Source organism: Tistrella mobilis (assembly GCF_041468085.1).
Classification (GTDB): domain Bacteria; phylum Pseudomonadota; class Alphaproteobacteria; order Tistrellales; family Tistrellaceae; genus Tistrella; species Tistrella mobilis_A.
Genome location: NZ_CP121017.1, coordinates 2,009,028 through 2,029,580 on the forward strand (window position 1 = coordinate 2,009,028; position 20,553 = coordinate 2,029,580).

At 68.6% G+C, this 20,553-nt stretch carries 18 protein-coding genes; 13 read left to right on the top strand and 5 right to left on the bottom strand.

Going from position 1 to position 20,553, the window contains the following annotated elements:
* Positions 1-110: 110 nt before the first annotated feature.
* The 8 genes from P7L68_RS14885 (at position 111) to P7L68_RS14920 (ending at position 10,429) form a co-directional block, all read left to right on the top strand.
* Entirely contained in the window at positions 111-1,151 is a 1,041-nt protein-coding gene (locus tag P7L68_RS14885) for a phosphotransferase family protein (protein ID WP_372006407.1), read from the top strand.
* 69 nt (positions 1,152-1,220) lie between these two features.
* Positions 1,221-1,997 (top strand): SDR family NAD(P)-dependent oxidoreductase, encoded by a 777-nt coding sequence (locus P7L68_RS14890; protein ID WP_372006408.1) that lies wholly within the window; start codon positions 1,221-1,223, stop codon positions 1,995-1,997.
* Positions 1,998-2,007: 10 nt separating this feature from the next.
* Positions 2,008-2,484, top strand: a complete 477-nt coding sequence (locus tag P7L68_RS14895) for an acyl-CoA thioesterase (protein ID WP_372006409.1) — start codon at positions 2,008-2,010, stop codon at positions 2,482-2,484.
* Positions 2,481-3,485 (top strand): zinc-dependent alcohol dehydrogenase family protein, encoded by a 1,005-nt coding sequence (locus tag P7L68_RS14900; RefSeq protein WP_372006410.1) that lies wholly within the window; start codon positions 2,481-2,483, stop codon positions 3,483-3,485. The genes P7L68_RS14895 and P7L68_RS14900 overlap by 4 nt, the downstream gene beginning before the upstream one ends.
* Before the next feature lie 43 nt (positions 3,486-3,528).
* Positions 3,529-5,175, top strand: coding sequence for a class I adenylate-forming enzyme family protein (locus P7L68_RS14905; protein ID WP_372006411.1), 1,647 nt, complete (start codon positions 3,529-3,531; stop codon positions 5,173-5,175).
* A gap of 111 nt (positions 5,176-5,286) precedes the next feature.
* Positions 5,287-5,895 (top strand): TetR/AcrR family transcriptional regulator, encoded by a 609-nt coding sequence (locus P7L68_RS14910; RefSeq protein ID WP_372006412.1) that lies wholly within the window; start codon positions 5,287-5,289, stop codon positions 5,893-5,895.
* A 90-nt stretch (positions 5,896-5,985) separates the two neighbouring features.
* A complete protein-coding gene (locus tag P7L68_RS14915) occupies positions 5,986-7,134 on the top strand; it encodes an efflux RND transporter periplasmic adaptor subunit (protein WP_372006413.1) in 1,149 nt (382 codons plus the stop codon).
* Between the two features lie 55 nt (positions 7,135-7,189).
* Positions 7,190-10,429: an efflux RND transporter permease subunit gene (locus tag P7L68_RS14920; protein ID WP_372006414.1), complete on the top strand. Its 3,240-nt coding sequence runs from the start codon at positions 7,190-7,192 to the stop codon at positions 10,427-10,429.
* A gap of 96 nt (positions 10,430-10,525) precedes the next feature.
* Here the strand turns inward: P7L68_RS14920 and P7L68_RS14925 are convergent, their stop codons facing one another.
* Positions 10,526-11,611, bottom strand: a complete 1,086-nt coding sequence (locus P7L68_RS14925; RefSeq protein WP_372006415.1) for a zinc ABC transporter substrate-binding protein — start codon at positions 11,609-11,611, stop codon at positions 10,526-10,528.
* 99 nt (positions 11,612-11,710) lie between these two features.
* Between P7L68_RS14925 and P7L68_RS14930 the strand changes: the two genes are divergently transcribed.
* The 4 genes from P7L68_RS14930 to P7L68_RS14945 all read left to right on the top strand — a co-directional run bounded on the left by P7L68_RS14930 (position 11,711) and on the right by P7L68_RS14945 (position 15,099).
* The gene (locus P7L68_RS14930) at positions 11,711-12,268 is read left to right on the top strand and encodes a transcriptional repressor (protein WP_372006416.1); all 558 of its coding nucleotides are present in this window, start codon (positions 11,711-11,713) and stop codon (positions 12,266-12,268) included.
* The gene (locus tag P7L68_RS14935; RefSeq protein WP_372006417.1) at positions 12,265-13,134 is read left to right on the top strand and encodes an ATP-binding cassette domain-containing protein; all 870 of its coding nucleotides are present in this window, start codon (positions 12,265-12,267) and stop codon (positions 13,132-13,134) included. The genes P7L68_RS14930 and P7L68_RS14935 overlap by 4 nt, the downstream gene beginning before the upstream one ends.
* An 18-nt stretch (positions 13,135-13,152) precedes the next feature.
* Positions 13,153-13,953, top strand: coding sequence for an iron chelate uptake ABC transporter family permease subunit (locus P7L68_RS14940; protein WP_372006418.1), 801 nt, complete (start codon positions 13,153-13,155; stop codon positions 13,951-13,953).
* Positions 13,954-14,073: 120 nt separating this feature from the next.
* Positions 14,074-15,099 (top strand): alpha/beta hydrolase, encoded by a 1,026-nt coding sequence (locus P7L68_RS14945; protein ID WP_372006419.1) that lies wholly within the window; start codon positions 14,074-14,076, stop codon positions 15,097-15,099.
* Positions 15,100-15,112: 13 nt separating this feature from the next.
* Here the strand turns inward: P7L68_RS14945 and P7L68_RS14950 are convergent, their stop codons facing one another.
* The 4 genes from P7L68_RS14950 to P7L68_RS14965 form a co-directional block, all read right to left on the bottom strand.
* Positions 15,113-15,937 (bottom strand): ABC transporter permease, encoded by an 825-nt coding sequence (locus P7L68_RS14950; protein WP_372006420.1) that lies wholly within the window; start codon positions 15,935-15,937, stop codon positions 15,113-15,115.
* Entirely contained in the window at positions 15,934-16,818 is an 885-nt protein-coding gene (locus tag P7L68_RS14955; RefSeq protein WP_372006421.1) for an ABC transporter permease, read from the bottom strand. The genes P7L68_RS14950 and P7L68_RS14955 overlap by 4 nt, the downstream gene beginning before the upstream one ends.
* Positions 16,811-17,908, bottom strand: coding sequence for an ABC transporter ATP-binding protein (locus P7L68_RS14960; protein ID WP_372006422.1), 1,098 nt, complete (start codon positions 17,906-17,908; stop codon positions 16,811-16,813). The genes P7L68_RS14955 and P7L68_RS14960 overlap by 8 nt, the downstream gene beginning before the upstream one ends.
* 84 nt (positions 17,909-17,992) lie before the next feature.
* Positions 17,993-19,168 (bottom strand): extracellular solute-binding protein, encoded by a 1,176-nt coding sequence (locus P7L68_RS14965; protein ID WP_372006423.1) that lies wholly within the window; start codon positions 19,166-19,168, stop codon positions 17,993-17,995.
* Positions 19,169-19,693: 525 nt separating this feature from the next.
* Here P7L68_RS14965 and P7L68_RS14970 point away from each other — a divergent pair.
* A complete protein-coding gene (locus P7L68_RS14970; RefSeq protein WP_372006424.1) occupies positions 19,694-20,548 on the top strand; it encodes a universal stress protein in 855 nt (284 codons plus the stop codon).
* Positions 20,549-20,553: the final 5 nt, after the last annotated feature.

The following is a 20,553-nucleotide window of genomic DNA, read 5'->3' on the forward strand; positions in this document are numbered from 1 at the left end:
ACAGGCGTTTCGAACGAACGTCTGAATGACAGAGCCGCCGCGCATCTTCCGGCAGGGCATCCGCCCGCCGGGCGGGCCGAGGCGGCCGCCCAGCGGAGGAATGCCCGTCGATGACCGCCGATCCCTTCGACCTGGCCCGGCCAGAGGTGCAGGACCGTCTGACCGCCTGTCTGGAACAGGCGGTGCCCGGCTTTCGCGGCCCCGTGCGCCTGCATCGCTTCACCAACGGCCAGTCGAACCCGACCTTCCGGCTGGATACCGATGGCGGGTCCTATGTGCTGCGCAAGCAGCCGGCCGGCAAGCTGCTGCCCAAGGCCCATCAGATCGACCGCGAATACCGGGTGCTGTCGGCGCTGGGGCCCACGCCTGTGCCGGTGCCGGCGGCGCTGCATTACTGCACGGATACCGAGATCCTGGGCACGCCTTTCTATCTCATGGGGCATGTGGCGGGGGCCACCTTCGGCGATATGCGCCTGCCGGAGCTGACGCCCGACCAGCGCCGCACGGTGTGCTTCCGGCTGATCGAGACGCTCGCCGCCCTGCACGAGGTGGATGTGGCGGCGGTGGGGCTGGGCGATTACGGCCGGCCGGGCGGGTTCTACGAACGGCAGATCGCGGTCTGGACCCGCAATTACCGCGCGGCCGAGACCGACCGGATCGAGGGCATGGAAGCCCTGATCGACTGGCTGCCGGCGAACATGCCCCGGGACCCTGAGCGCACCACCCTGGTCCATGGCGATTTCCGGCTGGAGAACTGCATCGCGGCCGAAGACGGCTCAGAGATCCGCGCCGTGCTCGACTGGGAGCTGTCGACGCTGGGCGAGCCTCTGGCTGATCTGGGCTACCATCTGATGCATCACTACATGCCGGCGGACGACTTCGGCGGCTATGTCGGCATCGACATCGCAGCGCTCGGCCTGCCGGGCGAGGCGGAGCTGCTGGACCATTACGCCCGGCTGACCGGCCGGCCGGCGATCAACGACTGGACCTTCCACGTCGCCTTCGCGCTGTTCCGTTCGGTCGGCATCCTGCAGGGCGTCTATGCCCGTGCCCTGCAGGGCAATGCCTCGTCCCCCTACGCACTGGAACGCGGCCGCAAGGCCCGGCTGGTCGCCGATGTCGGCCGCCGGCTGATCGAGGCGCGCGGCTGAGTACCGCGCGCGCCCTTCGTTCTCCAGAATGACTTCGCTTTCCAAAACGACCAGACCCGGGAACCGATAATGACCACGTCCACCCGCAACACCTTCGACGTCGCCGGTCGCGGCATCCTGATCACCGGCGCCAGCCAGGGGCTGGGGGCGAATTTTGCCCGCACGCTGGCAGCCCATGGCGCGAAGCTGGTGCTTGCCGCCCGCCAGGTGGCCAAACTCGAAGCGCTTCAGGCCGAGATCGAGGCGGCCGGCGGCAGCGCCGCGACCGTGGCCATGGACGTGACCTCGGGCGCCGCCGCCATCGATGCCGCGATCGCCGAGACCGCGGAGAAGCTGGGCGGGCGGATCGACGTGCTGATCAACAATGCCGGTATCGCCGTCTCTAAGCCTTTCCTGAAGCTGACCGAAGAGGATTGGGATGCAACCGTCGACACCAATCTGAAGGGCGCCTTTCTGGTCGCCCAGGCGGTGGCGAAGCGGATGGTCGAGACCGGCGGCGGCAGCATCGTGAACATCGCCTCGGTCCTGGGATCAGAGGTGATGGGCAATCTGGTGCCCTATTGCGCATCGAAGGCCGGCGTCAACCACATGACCCGTGCCATGGCGCTGGAGCTGGCCCGCTACAACATCCGGGTCAATGCGATCGCCCCCGGCTATATCGAAACCGACATCAACGCCTCGTTCTTCGAAACCGAAGGCGGCCAGAAGCTGCTGCGCAAGGTGGCGCAGCGCAAGCTGGGCGCGGCGGTGGATCTTGACGGCGCGCTGCTGCTGCTGTCGTCCGATGCCTCGGCCTTCATGACCGGGTCCGTCGTCACCGTCGACGGCGGCTTCGGTCTGGCGTAATCTCTGGCCCATGTCACGGGCCGATTACACATATTTCCACCCCTTCGAGGTGCGCTTCTCCGAGGTTGACATGCATGGGCATGTCTTCAACGGCCGCTATCTGGATTTCTTCGACACCGCCGTCACCGGTTTCCTGATGGCGCGCGGCTGCGACGAGATCCTGGCGGCGACGGGCGCCGAAGGCGGGGAAGGGGATGCGGGGGCTGCCGATCCGGCAGCCCCGGTCTATTTCGTGCGCCGGGCGGCGGTGGATTTCCTCGCCCCCGTGCGCTTCCGCCACAGGATCGAGGTGGGGGTGGGAATGGCGAAGCTCGGCCGGTCCTCGCTCGCCTTCGCGCTGGAGGTCTTTGGCGTGGGCGAGGATGCACCGCGTGCCCGGGGCGAACTGGTCTGGGTGGCGGTGGACCGCACCACCGGCCGCAGCGCCGAGCTTCCGGCCAGCCTGCGCGCGAAGCTTGAGCCAACGCTTCTGCCGGGCGGCGCATGACCGGCCGGACCGGACGGGCCCTGATCTTCCGGCGTTTCGGCGACCCGGCCGAGGTGCTGGCGCTGGAGGCACAGCCTGCCCCTGCACCGGCCGCCGGGGACGCGGTGGTGGTCATGACCCATCGTTCGATCAACCCGTCGGACCTGATCCCGATCACCGGCGCCTATGCCCATCGGGTGGCCCCGCCGCGCATTGCGGGATATGAGGGCGTGGGCATCGTTGAGCAGGCACCGGACGGATCGGGCCTGACCCCCGGCGATCGGGTTCTGGCGCTGCGCGGCAGCGGCACCTGGGCCAGCCGGGTGACGGCGCCGGCGCGGTTCTGCGTAGCCGTGCCGGCCGGCATCCCCGACGCGGTTGCGGCCCAGGCCTATATCAACCCGTTGACCGCCTGGGCGCTGCTGGTCCACGACCTGGCCCTGCCGGCCGGTGCGGTGATCGCGATGGATGCTGCCGGATCGGCCTTCGGGGCCTGCGTGCTGGCCTTCGCCCGTCGTCATGGCTGGCAGGTGGTGGCGGTGACCACGGCGGCGGCACGTGTGACGGCTTTGCAGGCGGCAGGTGCCGCGGCCGTGGTGGTGACGGAAGCCGGGGAGCCCGCAGCGGATCTGGCCGTGCGGCTGCGCCGGGCTGCCGGCGGGTGGATCGATGCCGGGCTGGATGCCGTGGGCGGCGAGACCGGCACGGCGGTGGCGCTTGCCGTGTCGCCGGGTGGAGCGTTTCGCTTCTATGGCCTGCTTTCCGGCCGCAGCCTTGGGGCCGGCCTTGCCGGGGAGGTCGCATCCGGTGTAACGGTAAGACCGTTCTGGTTGCGGCATTGGCAGGATCAGGCAGGTGCCGTTGCCTGGCGGGATGGCTTCGCGGAGATTTTCGACGCCATCCGGTCGGGTGATCTGCGCCTGCCGGCCGAGGCGGCCTTCGCGCTCGACGACTGGCGGGCGGCGCTGGCCACGGCTCTGCGCCGCGACCGTCGGGGCAAGATCCTGCTGACGGGCGGTTGATTCCGCCTGCGCGCGACTGGCCCCTCCGCAGGGGAGATGCGCAATGCGGGCCAGCGGCAGCACCCGGCACGACACCATGTTTCAGGCCTTCGTGGAGCGCGCCCGGGCCCGCCCCGCCGATGAAGCCCTGGTGCTGGGCCATGTCCGGCTGGATTACGGCCGGCTGCTGACCCGTGGCCTGGCGGTGGCCGGCGCCATTGCCGGGCTGCCCGGGCCGGCACCGTCGGCCATGGCGCGCCGGCCGCGGGCTTTGCGCAGATTGCGGCTGGTGGCCCTGGTGGCCGGCAACCGGATCGAGTTCGTCGAAGCCTTTCTCGGCACCGTCATGGCCGGTGCTGTGGTGCTGGTCGTCGACCCCAAGCTGACCGCCGCGCAGGGGATGAAACTGTTCGAGCGGCTGGCGCCGGATCTGGTGATCCACGACCCGGCCGTGGCCGGCTGGGTGTCGAGCCCCGAGGCCGGGCTGCTGGCGGGCGGATTCCTGGCCCTGACCGGCGGTATGGGTTGCCCCTACCGGCTGTGGCGTGACCGCGCGATGGGGGAACCCGCGGCCATGCAGCTGCCGGCCGCCGTGGCGCCCGATCAGCCCTTCCTGATCGCCACCACATCGGGCACCTCGTCCGAGCCCAAGGCTTTCATCCGTGATCATCAAAGCTGGGCCGAAAGCTTCCGGAACAGCATTGCCGAATTCGCCGTGGCACCGGGCGAGACGGTTCTGGCGATGGGGCCGCTGGTCCATGGCCTGTCGCTCTATGCGACCATGGAGGCGCTGGCCGCGGGGGCAACCGCGGTGCTGCTGGACCGGTTCGACGCGACCCGCGCCGCCGCGGTGGCCGCGGCCGAACGCGCCGATCTGCTGGTGGGGGTGCCGACGATGTTCGAGGCGCTGGCCCGAGGTCTGGACCAGGCGCGCGCCCGGCTGCCGGGCGTGCGTGCCGTGGTCTCGGCCGGCGCAAAACTGCCTCCGGCCCTGGCCCAGAGCCTTGGCGCGACATTGCCGCGCGCCGAAATCCACGAATATTACGGCGCGTCGGAGCTGAGTTTCGTGACCCTTGCCCGCAGCGGCCGGGGCGATCCGGCGGAATCGGTCGGCCGTGCCTTCCGGGGCGTGGAACTGCGCATCACCGGCCCCGCAGGCGAGGCGTTGCCCGCGGGCGAGGTGGGGCGGATCGACATCCGCAGCCGCATGGTTTCGGCCGGTTACGTGATGGGCGGTGAGGACGGCAGCGGTTTCGTGGCGCTTGACGACGGCTGGTCCACGGTCGGCGATCTGGGCCGGATGGACGCAGACGGACATCTGTACATTCTGGGCCGGGCCGGCGGCATGATCATCACCGGCGGGCTGAATGTCTATCCGGGCGAGGTGGAGGCGGCGATCGCGGCCCTGCCGGGGATGGGAGAGGCGCTGGTCTTCGGCGTGCCCGATCCCTATTGGGGCGAGGCGGTGGCCGCCGTGCTCAGATCCGGCCCGGGGGAGCCGCCGGTCGACCTGATCGATCTGCGCAGCCGGCTGGCCGGCCGGCTGGCGCGCCACAAGCTGCCGCGGATGCTGTGGTGCGTGGAAGACTGGCCGCTGGGGACCTCGGGCAAGATCGCTCGCGGTCGCGTTCGCGCCGCGATCGCGGCGGGTGAGGCGGGGCCGCCGCAAAGGCTGGACGAGGGCGTCGCCGGGACCCTGCCAACCCGGTGATCACACATCGAGATTCCGGATGCGGGTCCATTGACGCCTGAAGACTGACGAATTATCTCTTTCGTCAGGAATCAGTCGTCAGACCTGGAGAACGAGGCTCGCCCGCACGCCATGGCCCCCCGCACCGACCACGACGAAACCCGCGCCCGCATTGCCGACGTCGCCGAGGACCTGTTCCGGCGGCTTGGCTATGCCAAGACCACCGTTGCCGACATCGCGGCCGAACTCGGCATGTCGCCGGCCAATGTCTATCGCTTCTTCCCGTCGAAGGGCGCGATCGTCGAGAGCATCTGCAGCCGCTATCTGGAAGAGGTGGTGGCGCTGTGTGATCGCATCGCCGACCGGCCGGAGCCGGCGGCGGCCCGGATCGAGGCGCTGGTGCTGGGGGTGCTGGACTATCACCGGCGGATCGTTCTGCGCGAACAGCGCATCCATGATGTGGTGGTGATCGCGATCCGCGAGAACTGGCAGGCGATCCTGGCCCACAAGGAGCAGATCCGCGCCGTGATGGGCCGGATCCTGGCCGACGGGGTCAGCCGCGGGGAGTTTCCCGGTCTTGATGCCCAGGATGCGGCCTCTGCCCTGCTGAGCGCCGGCACCCGCTTCTGCCACCCGATGATGATCGCCGACCATCTGGACGACGACCTGGATGCCGAAGCGCGCCAGATGCTGCGCTATCTGCTGGCGGGGTTCGCAACCGCCGGACGCCCCGCCGTTTGACCGCCCGCCATCACCCCACGGCCGCCCCCGCCGGCCGTGGCCGACAATGCCTGACCGTCGCAGACTTTTGGCCGAGGAGCCGGACGACCCATGAACCGCACCGAAACCGGGCATACACGCCCCGACCTTGCCCGCTCTGCACGGCGCCCGGCCGTCGTGTTTCGCAGCGTGTCCGCCGCGGCGGTGATCATGGCGGCGGTGGGGCTTGCCGGCTGTAAGGAGCAGACCCGGGCAGATGCTCCGCCGCCGGAACGGCCGGTGAAGGTGGCGACGGTCGCCTATGCGTCCACGGCCGAGACCCGCGATTTCGTGGGCGTGATTCGGGCGCGCACCGAAAGCGCGCTGGGCTTCCGGGTGGCGGGCAAGCTGGTCGAGCGGCCGGTGGATGTGGGCGACCGGGTGACGGCGGGGCAGGTGGTCGCCAGGCTGGATCGCACCGATCTGGCATTGCAGGTGCGCAGCGCCGAGGCAGAGCTGGATGCGGCCAGGTCGAGCTATGCCCAGGCGAAATCCGACGAGGCTCGCTATGCCAGCCTGCGGTCGCGCGGCTTTGCGCCGGTTGCCGAATACGAGCGCAAAAAGACGGCGCTGGATGCCGCTGCCAGCCGGGTTGAACAGGCTCGCCAGTCCCTGGATCTGGCGCGCAACCAGCTGGCCTATGGCGATCTGGTCGCCGATGCCGATGGCGTGGTGGTTTCGGTGGGGGCCGAGCCGGGGCAGGTGGTGGCCACCGGCCAGACCGTGGTGACGGTGGCCCGCGACGGCCCGCGCGAGGCCGAGGTGGCGCTGCCCGAAAGCTGGCTGGCCGAGGCGCGGCGCGCCAATGCCGCCGTCCGGCTGTGGGCCGACCGGGGCGATGCCTGGCCGGCCACCCTGCGCGAACTGGCCCCGCAGGCCGATCCGGTGACCCGCACCTATGCCGCCCGCTTCACCATCGAAGCCTCGGGTGCGGATCTGCCGACGCTGGGCATGACGGCGACCGTGACGCTGGCCCTGCCCGGCACGGGCGACGTGGCACGCCTGCCGCTGGCCGCGGTGATGAATGACGGCTCCGGCCCGTCGGTTTTCGTGGTGGACCCCGAAACCTCGACCCTGCATCGCCGCAAGGTCGAGCTGCGCAGTTTCACGGAAGAAGTGGCGCTGGTCGAAGGCGGGCTGAAGCCCGGCGAACAGGTGGTGACGCTGGGCGTTCACCAGCTGCGCGACGGCGTCGCCGTCCGGACCCTGAAGGACGGGTGAGCCTCCGCTCCGTCGCCGTCACCCGCTGCTGAAGGCCCGCCGTCGAGAGGCCCCGATGTCCGAAGAGACGCCGCACCGCAACCCCGGTGCCGACGCCCCCGCCGCCCATGACGCCCCGTCCACCCATGACGCCCCGTCCACCCATGATCAGGATCAGGGCGCAGCCCGGGATCAGGGGCCGGTCCGCTTCAACCTGTCCGCCTGGGCGATCAGCCACCGGTCGCTGGTGCTGTTCATGATCCTGATCCTGGGGATCGGCGGGCTGTGGTCCTATATCCAGCTCGGCCGGGCCGAGGATCCGTCCTTCACCATCAAGACCATGGTCGTCTCTGCCCGCTGGCCGGGGGCGACCACGCTGGAGATGCAATCCCAGGTCGCCGACGAGATCGAGAAGAAGCTCCAGGAGCTGCCTCATCTTGAGCGGCTGGACACCTATTCCCAGCCCGGCGCCACCTTCGTGCAGGTGACGCTGTCGGACTCGACCCCGCCGCGGGATGTCGCGGGGCTGTGGTATCAGGTGCGCAAGAAAGTGGGCGACATCCGCAACCGCCTGCCATCGGGCGTGCAGGGGCCGTTCTTCAACGACGAATACGGCGACGTCTATTCGGCACTCTATATGATCACCGCCGACGGGCTGGACCCGGCTGCGCTTGAAAAAGTGGCCGAGGGCATGCGCAGCCGGCTGCTGAAGGTGCCCGACGTCACCAAGGTCGACGTGATCGGCAACCAGGATCAGCGGGTCTGGGTGGAATTCAGCCACACCCGGATCGCGACTCTGGGCATCACCCCGCAGGCGATCTTCGACAGCGTCGCCCGGCAGAATGCGGTGGCACCGGCCGGTTCCGTCGACACCACGGCCGACCGCGTCTATCTGCGCGTCACCGGCGCCTTCGATGCGGTGGAGCGGATCGCCGCGACGCCGATCCAGGCGGGCGGCCGCGTCTTCCGGCTGGGCGATGTGGCCGATGTCCGCCGCGGCTACGAGGATCCGGCCGACTATCTGGTCCGCCAGGGCGGCAAGACCGCGGTGGGGGTTGGCGTCGCCATGGAAGACGGCGCCAACATCCTGACCCTCGGCGAGAATCTGACCGCGGCGATGGCCGATATCCAGGCCGGGCTGCCGGTCGGCATCGATGTGGTCCAGATCGCCGATCAGCCGCATGTGGTGGATGAATCGGTTGCCGAATTCGTGAAGGTGTTCATCGAGGCGCTGGTGATCGTGCTGGCGGTGAGCTTCCTGTCGCTGGGGCTGCGCACCGGCATCGTCGTCGCCTTCTCGGTGCCGCTGGTGCTCGCGATCGTCTTCCTGGTGATGTACGCGATCGGCATGGACCTGCATCGCATCTCTCTCGGCGCGCTGATCATCGCCCTCGGCCTGCTGGTCGACGATGCGATCATCGCGATCGAAATGATGGTGGTGAAGATGGAGCAGGGCTGGAGCCGGGCACGTGCCGCCACCTTTGCCTGGACCTCCACCGCCTTCCCGATGCTGACCGGCACGCTGGTGACCGCAGCGGGCTTCCTGCCCGTGGGTTTTGCCAAATCCAGTTCCGGTGAATATGCCGGTGCGATCTTCTGGGTGGTCGGCATCGCGCTGATCGCGTCGTGGTTCGTGGCAGTGATCTTCACGCCCTATCTGGGCTATAAGCTGCTGCCTGATTTCTCGAAGAAAAAGGGTGCCCATCACGACCCGGATGCGGTCTACGACACCCGGATCTATCGGATGCTCCGGCGGATGATCGGCTGGTGCGTCGGCCACCGGATTCTCGTGATCCTGATGACGGTCGGCATGTTCGCGGCCTCGATCGTCGGCACCGGCATGGTTCAGCAGCAGTTCTTCCCCACCTCCACCCGGCCGGAACTGTTCTTCGAACTGCGCATGCCCGAGGGGACGGCGATCGGGGTGACGGATGCGGCCGCGCGCACGGCGGAGCGGCTGCTGGCGGGCGACGACGACATTCTGTCCTACACCACCTATGTCGGCCAGGGCTCGCCGCGCTTCTGGCTGGGTCTGAACCCGGTGCTGCCCAACACCGCCTTCGCCCAGATCGTGATCCTGACCCGCGATACCGAGGCGCGCGAGCGGGTGAAGGCCCGGCTCGACAAGGCGATCGAAGACGGTGCCGTCACCCAGGCGCGCGCCCGTGTCGACCGCTTCGTGTTCGGCCCGCCGGTGGGCTTCCCGGTCCAGTTCCGGGTGGTCGGCGACGACCCGCTCAAGGTGCGCGAGATCGCCTATCGGGTCCGCGATGTGATGCTGCAGAACGCCAAGGTCGTCGATCCGCATCTGAACTGGAACGAGCAGCAGAAGAGCCTGCGCCTGGTGGTCGATCAGGACCGCGCCCGGGCGCTTGGCATGACGCCGGCCGACATTTCGGAATCGCTGCGCACCCTGCTCGACGGCTACACCATCACCCAGTACCGCGAAGGCAATGACCTGATCGACGTGGTCGCCCGGGCCGTGCCCGAGGAACGGCTCGATCTGGACCATCTGGCGGGGCTGACCATCGCCACCCGCGACGGTGTGCCGGTGCCGCTCGATCAGGTGGTGCGGATCGATTACGTCTTCGAGGAGCCGATCGTCTGGCGGCGCAATCGCGAGATCGTGCTGACGGTGCGCGGCGACGTGATCGACGGCGTCCAGCCACCCGATGTCACCACTGAACTGCTGCCGGCCCTGGCCGCGCTGAAGGCGGAGCTGCCGCCCGGCTATCGGATCGATACCGGCGGATCGATCGAAGAGAGCGCCAAGGCCAATAAGGCGATCGCCGCGGTGATGCCGGTGATGCTGATCGTGATGCTCACCATTCTGATGGTGCAGCTTCAGTCGTTCTCGCGGCTCATCCTGGTGATCCTGACCGCGCCGCTGGGGCTGATCGGCGCGGTGGGGGCGCTGCTTGCGACCAACCAGCCCTTCGGCTTCGTCGCCCTGCTGGGGCTGATCGCGCTCGCCGGCATGATCATGCGCAACACCGTGATCCTGATCGACCAGATCGAGGCCGATGTCCGCGCCGGCCACAGCCGCGCCCAGGCCATCGTCGATGCCACCGTCCGGCGCTCGCGGCCGGTGGTGCTGACGGCGCTTGCCGCCATCCTCGGCATGATCCCGTTGTCGCACAGCGTGTTCTGGGGGCCGCTGGCGCTGACCATCATGGGCGGTCTGATGGGGGCGACCGTGCTGACCCTGCTGGCCCTGCCGGCGATTTACGCCCTGTGGTTCCGGGTGCCGCGCGTCGAGGTGAAGGCAACCGTGCAGGCCGAGAACCAGGCAGCACGGGATCACGGCCGCGGCTGAAGAAAGAAGCCCCGCCGTCCGGAAGGACGGCGGGGCCAGTCGCTGCTCAGGCGGAGCAGAAGCGGAAGTGTCAGGAACCGACTGTCTCGTCCGGCATCAGGTGCCGGGGGCAAGGCAGTCGGTCATGGAACGCGCAAGAGCGGCCATAAGTTCCGGATAGGCATCGGGTCCCGGGGTCAGATCCGCGCCGACCGGGTCGAGCACCGCGCTCTTTGCCGGCGTGCCCTCGGTGAGGGTCTTCACCAGCCGCGGATCGAACTGTGGCTCGGCAAAGACGCAGGCGACCCCGCCTTCCGTGATCCGCTGGCGCAGCTCCGAGATCCGGCGGGCACCAGGCGGCTGTTCGGGATTGAGGGTCACGGAGCCGACGCCGGCCAGACCATAGGCGGTCTCGAAATACTGATAGGCGTCGTGGAAGACGATGAAGGGCCGTGTCTTCACCGGTGCCAGCCCGGCCGCAAGCGTCCGGTCCAGCTCGGCGAGGCGTGTATCATAGGCGGCGGCGTTCTCGCGATAGCGGGCGGCATGCTCCGGGTCGGCTTCGGCCAGCACATGGGCGATTTCAGCCACCATCGCGCGCGCATTGGCTGGCGACAGCCAGACATGGCCGTCCATGGCGCCGTGATCGTGATCCTCGTGCCCATGCCCCTCATGGTCATGCCCGTCATGGTCATGCTCGTCATGGGCGTGCTCGTCATGAGCATGGTCCTCATGCCCGTGCCCGCCGTCGTCCCCGTGCCCGTCATGCCCGTGCCCGTCATGCCCTTCGTCCTCATGGGCATGCTCATGCGGTTCCCAGACCCCGCCTTCGCGGATCGGCAGGGTCTTCACCCCCGGTGCCTCGACCATCGCCAGCGTGCGGGCCTTGCCGGCGAGGCCGTCGATGATCCGCGGCATGAAGCTTTCCACGCCGGGGCCGGCCCAGATCACCAGGCCGGCCTTGTCGAGCAGGCGGGCGTCGGAGGGTTTCAGGGCATAGTCGTGCGGGCTGGCAGCCCCCTGGACCAGAAGCTCGGGTGCGCCCACGCCGGCCATCACGCCGGCTGCCAGCGCATGCAGCGGCTTGATCGTTGCGACCACCACCGGAACTTCGGCTTGCGCCGACGACACACCGGCAAGGGCGGTTCCGGCCAGCAGCAGGGCTGCCACCGCGGTTCCCTGCACACCCGTCATGCCTTGCATATGCCCTCCACGGTCTGCCCGGGCTGGCAATGATCCGGGCATCGATATAACATAACTCACTGAACCCGCAGAGTACGGAATGTTATAGCGTAGCGCAAGATGGCCGATCACGCTCACGACCACGCCCATGCCAGCCCTCGTCCCGCACCCGCAGAGGGCGTGCCGGAGGCGTTTCCGCAGGGCGACCATGATCATCATGCCTGTGTCGCCACCGCGCTGGATGCGGCGGAGCGGATCTGTGCGGCCAATGGTGCGCGGCTGACCGATCTGCGTCGCCGGGTACTGGAACTGGTGCTGGAAGGGCACGAGCCGGTGCGTGCCTACGACGTGCTCGACCGGCTGAAGGACGAACGCAGCGGTGCCGCGCCGCCGACGGTTTATCGGGCGCTGGATTTCCTGCTGGAGCAGGGGCTGGTGCACCGGATCGAGTCGATGAATGCCTTCGTCGGCTGCGGCCTGGCCGGGCGCAGCCATGCCGGCCAGTTCCTGATCTGCGATGCCTGCGGCCGGGTGGCGGAAGTGACCGATGCCGGCACCGCCGAACGTCTGGCTGAACTGGCGAAGGCGGCCGGCTTCACGCTGAAGCGCCAGATGGTGGAGCTGCATGGGGTCTGTCCGGCCTGCACCGCCGCGGCACGAGACGGGGATGCCGCATGACGGCGCTGCTGCAGGTCCGTGAAGGCCGTGCGGGCGGCCCTGCCGTCGCCCCCGCGGCTCCACCGCTGGTCGAGATCCGCAATCTGCTGGTTGAGCGCGACGGCCGACGGCTGCTGGACGGCATCGACCTGACCATTGCCCCCGGGCGGATCGTCACCCTGATCGGCCCCAACGGGGCCGGCAAGTCGACGCTGGTCAAGGTGGCGCTTGGCCTGATTGCGCCCTCGGCCGGTACGGTTGTGCGGCGGCCGGGGCTTCGGATCGGCTATGTGCCGCAGGCCCTGGCGGTGGATCGCACCCTGCCGCTGACGGCGCGCCGCTTCATGACGCTTGCCGATGTTCATGGCCGCCGGCCCCGGGCGGCCGAGATCGCCGAGGCCCTGGCCGAAGCCGGCGCGGAGGGGCTGGAGGACCGGTCCTTTCACAAACTGTCGGGGGGAGAGGCCAAGCGGGTGATGCTGGCCCGCGCCCTGCTGCAGCAGCCCGATCTGCTGGTGCTGGACGAGGCCGCGGCCCATCTGGACATGCCCGGCCAGATTGCCTTCTACCGCACGCTGCGGGCGATCCGCGACCGGCGCGGCTGCGGCATTCTGATGGTCAGCCACGACCTGCATCTGGTGATGTCGGCAACCGATCACGTGCTGTGCCTGAACGGCCATGTCTGCTGTTCGGGCCACCCCGACGATGTCAGCCGCGACCCGGCCTTCCTTGCCCTGTTCGGGCCGCTGGGCGCGGATGCGCTGGCCCCCTATCACCACGCCCATGATCATGTGCATGATCACATCCATGGGCCGGGGGGCTGCACCGCGGGCTGCGGGCCGGATGACGCGCATCATGCCGATACCGGCCACCATCATCACCACTGACCGGACCTTGTCCTCCAGATGATCTTCGATGCATTCCTGCTCCGGGCGCTTGCCGGCGGCATCGGTCTCGCCCTGGTGATGGGGCCGCTCGGCTGTTTCGTGGTCTGGCGGCGCATGGCCTATTTCGGCGACACCCTGGCCCATTCGGCGCTGCTCGGCATCACGCTCGGCACCGTCACCGGGCTCGGCTTCGGGCCGGGCATCGTGATCGCCTGCCTGTCGGTCGCGGTGCTGCTGGTGATGATGAAGCGCCGCCAGCCGCTGGCCGAAGATACGCTGCTCGGCATTCTGGCCCATTCCGCCCTGTCGCTGGGCCTTGTTGCCATGGCATTGGCGGGCAATCCGCGGGTCGACCTGATGGCCTATCTGTTCGGCGACATCCTGGCGATCCATGGCGGCGATCTCTGGTCGATCTGGGTCGGCGGGGCCGCCGTGCTGGCGGTGCTGGCGCTGCTCTGGCGCCGGCTGCTGACCATCACCGTCGACGAGGATCTGGCCCGGGTGGAAGGCGTGCCGGTGCTGGGCGTGCAGCTGGCCTTCATGGCGCTGATCGCGCTGGTGATCGCGCTCGCCATGAAGATCGTGGGTGTGCTGCTGGTGACGTCGCTGCTGGTCATCCCGGCAGCCGCGGCGCGGCGGCTGGCACCCACGCCCGAGGCGATGGCGGTGATCGCGGCCCTGACCGGCGCCGTGGCGGTGACGCTGGGGCTTGGCGCCTCGCTGCTCTGGGATCTGCCGTCCGGGCCTGCGGTGGTGGTGACGGCGGCGATGATCTTCGGCCTGATCACCCTGCTGCCGCAGCGCCTGGTGGCGCGCTGACCGGAGGCGCGATCTCCGCCCCTGCGTTCCGGGTGCGGCAACATCACGCGTCTTGATTTAAAGGTGCGCAGATCCGAACCTCTCTGCCGTCGGGCAATGACGGGTAGGGGGAGACGGCCCATGGCGACCTTGATCCATTTCGCGACCAACCGCAAACCGGCACCGAAGACGGTGTTCTCGGAAGGCTTCAACGACGACCCGGACGAGCTGCGCTTCGGCACCGCAAGCTTCGAAGGATCCGCGCTCTATCGCGCGCCGCTGGACGCGGTCGCCGCCAGTGCCGAGGTGACGATCCGGCCCGAAAATCTGGCCCGCAATCACCTGGGCAGCACCGATGCCTTCGCCGCCATCCGCCAGGCCGTGGCCGGCCATCGGGATGTGCTTCTGTTTGTGCATGGCTACAATCACAGCTTCCGGGAATCACTCGGCCGCGCCGTCCAGATCCAGCAATGGCTGGCCGATGGCGGGCGGGACGTGGTGATGGTCCTGTTCGCCTGGCCGTCGCTCGGCCGCGGCGTGAACGGCCGCACCTATCGCGACGAGCGCAGCCGGGCGCAGATGTCGGGTCCGGCGCTCGGCCGGTTGCTGCTCAAGGCCACCGATTTCCTGCGCACGGGCCCGTCCCAGGGCGTGTGCACTGCGCGGATCCATCTTCTGGCCCACAGCATGGGCAACTGGGTGCTGCGCGGGGGCATCTGCCATATGCGCACCTTCGTCGGCGACAACATCCCGCCGCTGTTCGACGAGGTGATCCTGACGGCTGGGGATGAGGATGACGACACCCTGTCCAACCCCAAAAAGCTGGCCCCGCTTCTGCGCGGATGCCGGCGGGTGACGGTCTATTACAATCAGCAGGATCTGGCGCTGAAGGCGAGCGATGTGGCGATGGGCAATCCCGACCGGCTGGGGCTGTCGGGGCCCCTCCGGCCCGACGCCCTGCCGGCCAAAATTGCGGCCATCAACGTCTCGCCGGTGATCCTGCGCAACCTGACCGGCGATCGCGCCTGGGAGGATGATCCGACCGGCCACCAGTATTTCCGCAACAATGCGGTGGTGCGCGCCGACATGCTGCATGTTCTGACCGGCGCGCTGGACGAGGACATCCCGAACCGCAGCCGCCGCGCGGGATGGTGGCGGCTGGGTTGAGGGTGGGCAACGGTCAGCCGGCGGGGGCGATACGCTTCGCGGCCCGCCGGCGGTTCAGTTCCCAGATCACCGCCCCCAGGATGGTCAGCGCGATCAGGATCAGCCCCAGCGCGTTCACCGCGGGGGTGACACCGGTGCGCACCTTGCTTGCGATATAGACGGTGAGCGGGGTATCGAAACCGCGCACGAACAGGGTGGTGTTGTAGTTCTCGAAGCTCTGCAGGAAGGCGATGAAGGCGGCGGCCAGCATGGTCGGTGCCAGGAAGGGCAGGGTGATGCGGCGGAACGAGGTCCAGGGGCTGGCGCCCAGATCGCGTGCCGCTTCCTCCAGCCCGCGGTCGAAACGCTGCAACCGTGCCTGGACCATCAGCATCACATAGGCCGCGATATAGGTGGACTGGGCGATGATGATCAGGAACAACCCGCCGCCGACCTCGACCTGGCGCCAGAAGACCAGGGTCGAGATGCCGATGATCACGCCCGGCGTCAGCAGGGGGGAGACCATCAGCGCGAAGCCGAAGCTGCGCGCCCGGCCGCGCAGGCCGTCGAGCAGCAGGGCCGCAGCGGTGCCGACCGGCACCGTGACCGCAACCACGCCGGCCGCGGCCAGCAGGCTGGTGGTCAGCCCTTCCCACATCTGGCCGTCGGACCAGAGCGCGTCGAACCATTTGAGCGTGGTGCCCGCCCAGGGGCTGATGGTGGGCAGCCGGCTGTCGTTGAAGGTGGCCGCCCCCATCACGATCAGCGGCAGGAACAGATAGAACAGGAACAGGCCCAGATAGAGCCGCATCATCATGCGGCCCAGGCGGTCCTCACCGGTGGTGGTCTGCGTGCTCATCGTGCGATGTCTCCCACGCCGACCTTGAACACCCGCATCATGATCATGATGAAGCCCATGCAGATCAGCAGCAGCACGAAGGCATAGGCCGCACCCATGTGCCAGTTGCCGCCCTCGAAGAACCAGTCGTAGATGATCTGGGTGAACCAGCGGCTGCCGGGCGAGCCGAGCAGGGCCGGCACCGCATAGGAACCGGCGGCGAGCATGAAGGTCATGATGCAGCCGGTGGCGATGCCGGGCTTGGCATGGGGGATGACCACCCGGCGGTGGATGCGCAGCTGGCCGGCCCCCAGATCGCGCGCGGCCTCGATCTGCGCCCGGTCCAGACTCTCGATCGCGTTGTAGATCGGGAAGACCATGAACAGCACATAGGCATAGACCATGCCGACCAGCACCGCGCCGTTGCCGTCGATCCAGCGCACCGGCTGATCGATGACGCCGAGCCCGAGCAGCAGCCCGTTCAGGGGCCCGTTCAGCGCCAGGATGATGTACCAGGCAAAGGTGCGCAGCACTTCGTTGATCCAGAACGGAATGATCAGGATCAGCATCACGGTCGCCGCCCGCCTGCGGGTGGCGACCTGGGCCAGGTAATAGGCGATGGGGTAGCAGGCGACCAGGGTCAGCAGGGTGACCAGCGCGCTTGCCCAGATCGTTTTGACGAAGATGCCGAAATGGATCTGGTTCGAGAACAGCGCCGCGTAATTGGCGAAGCTGCGGATGTCTTCCGGCCCGCCGACCTTCGAGGGCGGCAGGTTGGGGCGCAGCGAATAGTCCAGCATCCAGAGCTGCGGCAGCACCACCAGAATCAGCACCCAGACCGCACTGATCCCCAGAATGGCGAAGGCGAGAGCCGGGCCGCGCCGGCGGATCATGTCACCCATCGGCCAGCACCACCGCATCCTGCGGGCCGAAGGCGAGGCCGATCCGCACACCCGGCGCCAGCGGCGGCAGATTGCCGTCATTGACCAGCTGGGCGAGAAGTTCGGCCGGCAGGCCCGGACCGTTGCCCTCGGGCCGGGCGACCAGATGAAGGAAGGCACCTTCGAAGCGCTGATCGGTCACCACCGCCGGCAGGGCGCCGATGGCGGAAAGCCCCTCGGCGGCGGTCAGGCGCATGCGCTCGGGGCGCACGAACAGGGCGGCCGGCTGGCCGGCCTTGAGCGGCGCGGGCGCGATGCCGGCCATCGGGCCGAAGGCGGTGTCGACCACCGCCTCGTTGCCGTCCAGGCCCGCAACCCGGCCGGCGATGCGGTTGGCCTCGCCCACGAAGCCTGCGACGAAGGCGGTGCGGGGCCGGTCGTAGAGTTCGGCCGGCGCTGCGACCTGCTGGACGCGGCCGGCGCTCATCACCGCCACCTCGTCCGACATGGCGAGCGCCTCGCCCTGGTCGTGGGTGATGTAGATGAAGGTGACGCCGGTGCGCTGCTGCAGGGCACGAAGTTCCGCCCGCATATGCTGGCGCAGCTTCAGATCGAGCGCCGAGAGCGGCTCGTCGAGCAGCAGCACCTGCGGCTCCACCGCCAGCGCACGGGCAATGGCGACCCGCTGACGCTGGCCGCCCGAGAGGTCGGTGACCTTCTTGTCGGCAATGCCGGGCAGGGCGATGACGTCGAGCAGTTTCTCGACCCGCTTGCGGCGCTCAGCCGGGGCGATGCCGCGCACTTCCAGCCCGAAGCCGATATTCTCGGCCACCGTCATCAGCGGAAACAGCGCCAGATTCTGGAAGATCATGGCGGTTGGCCGCTGTTCGGGCCGCTGGCCGGCCATGTCGCGGCCGCCGATCAGCACCCGGCCGGAGGTCGGCTCCAGGAACCCGCCGATCATGCGCAGCAGCGTGGTCTTGCCACAGCCCGAAGGGCCCAGGATCGAGAAGAAATGGCCGGGGGCAATGGTCAGGTCGACATCATCGACGGCGGCGGGGCCGGCGCCGAAGCGCATGGTGACATGTTCGAGGGTGACGCCGTGGCTCATGGGATGCCGTTTCGTCTCCGGTGGGCAGGTTGGAATCCGAAAGCGGCGCCCCGGTCAGGGGGCGCCGCTTCAGGCCGTTCCGGCTCAGGCGGACAGGAACTGGTCCTGATAGCCGTTGCGCTTGGCGACGAACCAGCTTTCCTGCACCGGCCACCACCACAGCTTGTCCAGCGCGTCGCCCGGATAGGCGGCGGCGAAGAAGGCCTTGTTCTCGGGCGTCAGCAGCGCGTCGGCGCCCTTGACGGTGGAGTTGTAGCCCATGTGATTGGCCAGCATCGCGCCCGCTTCCGGGGTCAGCAGCCAGTTGATGAAGGCATAGGCGTTGTCGAGATTCGGCGCCTTGGAGGTGAGGCACACGCCTTCCATCCAGGCCAGCGCGCCTTCCTTGGGCGCGATGTAACCGAAGGGCAGGCCTTCCTTCGACAGGGCCAGCGACGACGAATCCCAGGTCTGGCCGATCACGCAGCCATTGGCACGGAAAGCGCCCTGGGCCTCGTTTTCGTTGCTCCAGAACTGGCCGACATTCTTCTTGTGCTTGATGGCTTCGGCGATGATGACGTCGTAGTTCTTCGTCATCGTGGCCTCGTCCTTGAAGCTGTCGCGATAGGGCGCGGGCAGCTTGCCTTCGGCTTCGAGCCAGAGACCCAGGCCGGCCAGGGCCGAATGGGCGCGGACGGTGACCTTGCCGGCAAAGCCCGGCTTCCACAGATCGCCGAAGCTGGCCTTGCCGTATTCCAGCGGCGCCTGCTGCTTGTGGAAGGTCAGTGCCTCGGTGCCCCAGTCGATCGGCACGATATAGCGCTTGCCGCCGATCACGCCGCCCATGCCGGCCGAGCCGGAGACGGTGGCGGGCAGCAGGCGGTCGAAGGCGACCTTGCCCTCGTCGATCGGCTGCACCAGCTCGAACTCGACATAATTCGGCACGCGGTCGACCGTCGGCCAGATGATGTCGAAACCGCCGCCCTGGCTGGCGCGGAGCTGGTTCAGCAGCTCGTCATTGGTGCCGTATTCGGTGCGCACCGGGGTGATGCCGGTGGCCGACTTGAAGGCAGCCAGCATTTCGTCGGTGACATAGCCGGCCCAGGCGAAGATCCGGACCTCGCCGCCCGCCGCGCGGGCCGGGTTCAGGATCGCCGGACCCGTGAGGGCGAGGGCGGCGCCGCCGAGGGCCGAAGCCTTGAGCAGGCCGCGGCGGGTGAAGGCACGGGCCGCGGCGGCGGTCCCGGCCGCAACGGAATTGGCATCGACCTTGTCGGTCATCGTCGGCTCCTCTCGAACGCAGTCTGGATCCGGTGCCGGTTCGTCTGTCCCGGCCCGAAGGGCTGTCTTGGGCAGGGGCTGCGGAGGGTGACTTCAGCGGCCGGCGAAAATCTCCCGTCGACGGATTGCCGGTGCACGTCGGCTCTCCCGCTCCCCGAAACGCCGTACGCTGCGTCGGATAGCATCGCACGTCACCGATCATTCGCAAAGACGGGACCGCACCACCTGCGGTGGCGACCGATCCCGGTTGCGACGGAGGCCCGTCCCGCTCCCTGATCCGGCGCACCATAGTCCGATTGCGTGTCGATTTTTTGACGAGCCGGTATCGATCCGTGACACCGCCGCAAATTTCGGCGTCGACCGTGGCGCAGGGCCGGCCCGGGCGCTAAACTTCGGCTCCGGAGCCTGCCCGGCCCGCGCGCCCCTGCGGGATCTTCGTCTGCGGTGCCGGGGGCTCCGGCGCGCGACACCGGATGCCCCGGGGTCCCGGAGCGTCTGACACCTTGGAACGAGGGAAGCCGGCTGATGAAGACGATACTGGTCCCCATGCATGGCGACGATGGCGACGCCGTGGCGCTTGAGACCGCCCATTCCGTCGCGCAGCATTTCAAGAGCCACATCGAAGCCCTGCTGATCCGCCACGACCCGCAGATCCTGGCCGGTGACGGCCTGGTCATCCCGTCTGACTATCTGGTCGAGATGGGCAATCGCTGGCAGAACATGGCCGAGCGGGTGCGCAAGGTCTATGAGGAGACGGTCGCCCGGCTCGGCATCCAGAAGGCCGAGATCGATGCGGGCGGCGCGTCCCTGGGCTGTCCGACCGCGTCGTGGCGCGAACTCTCGGGCCAGGAAGCCGAGGTGGTCGGCCATCAGTCGCGGGTCTTCGACCTGACCATCGTGGCGCGCCCCGACGATCCGGCGCGCGATCTCTGGCGGGTGACCGCAGAGGCGGTGCTGTTCGACGGCGGCAGGCCGGTTCTGGTCACCCCGCAGGCCCCGCGCACCGAGCTTGGCCGCAAGGTTCTGGTCGCCTGGAACGGCAGCACCGAGACGGCGCAATGCGTGGCGATGGCGATGCCCTGGCTCACCACCGCCGACGAAGTGCTGGTGCTGGCGGTGAAGGGGGGCATGGTGCCGGGACCATCGGCGGAAGAACTGGCGCGGCATCTGGCCCGCAACGGCGTGGCCGCCGGCGCACGCACCCTCGACGAGGGCGACCGCAGCGTCGCCGAGGTGATCATCGCCGAGGCCCATGCCATGGGTGCCGATCTGATCGTGAAGGGCGCCTATACCCAGAGCCGCTTCCGGCAGATGATCTTCGGCGGCGTCACCAACGACCTGCTGCACCGCTCGCCGCTGCCCGTGCTCTTTGCGCACTGAGACCC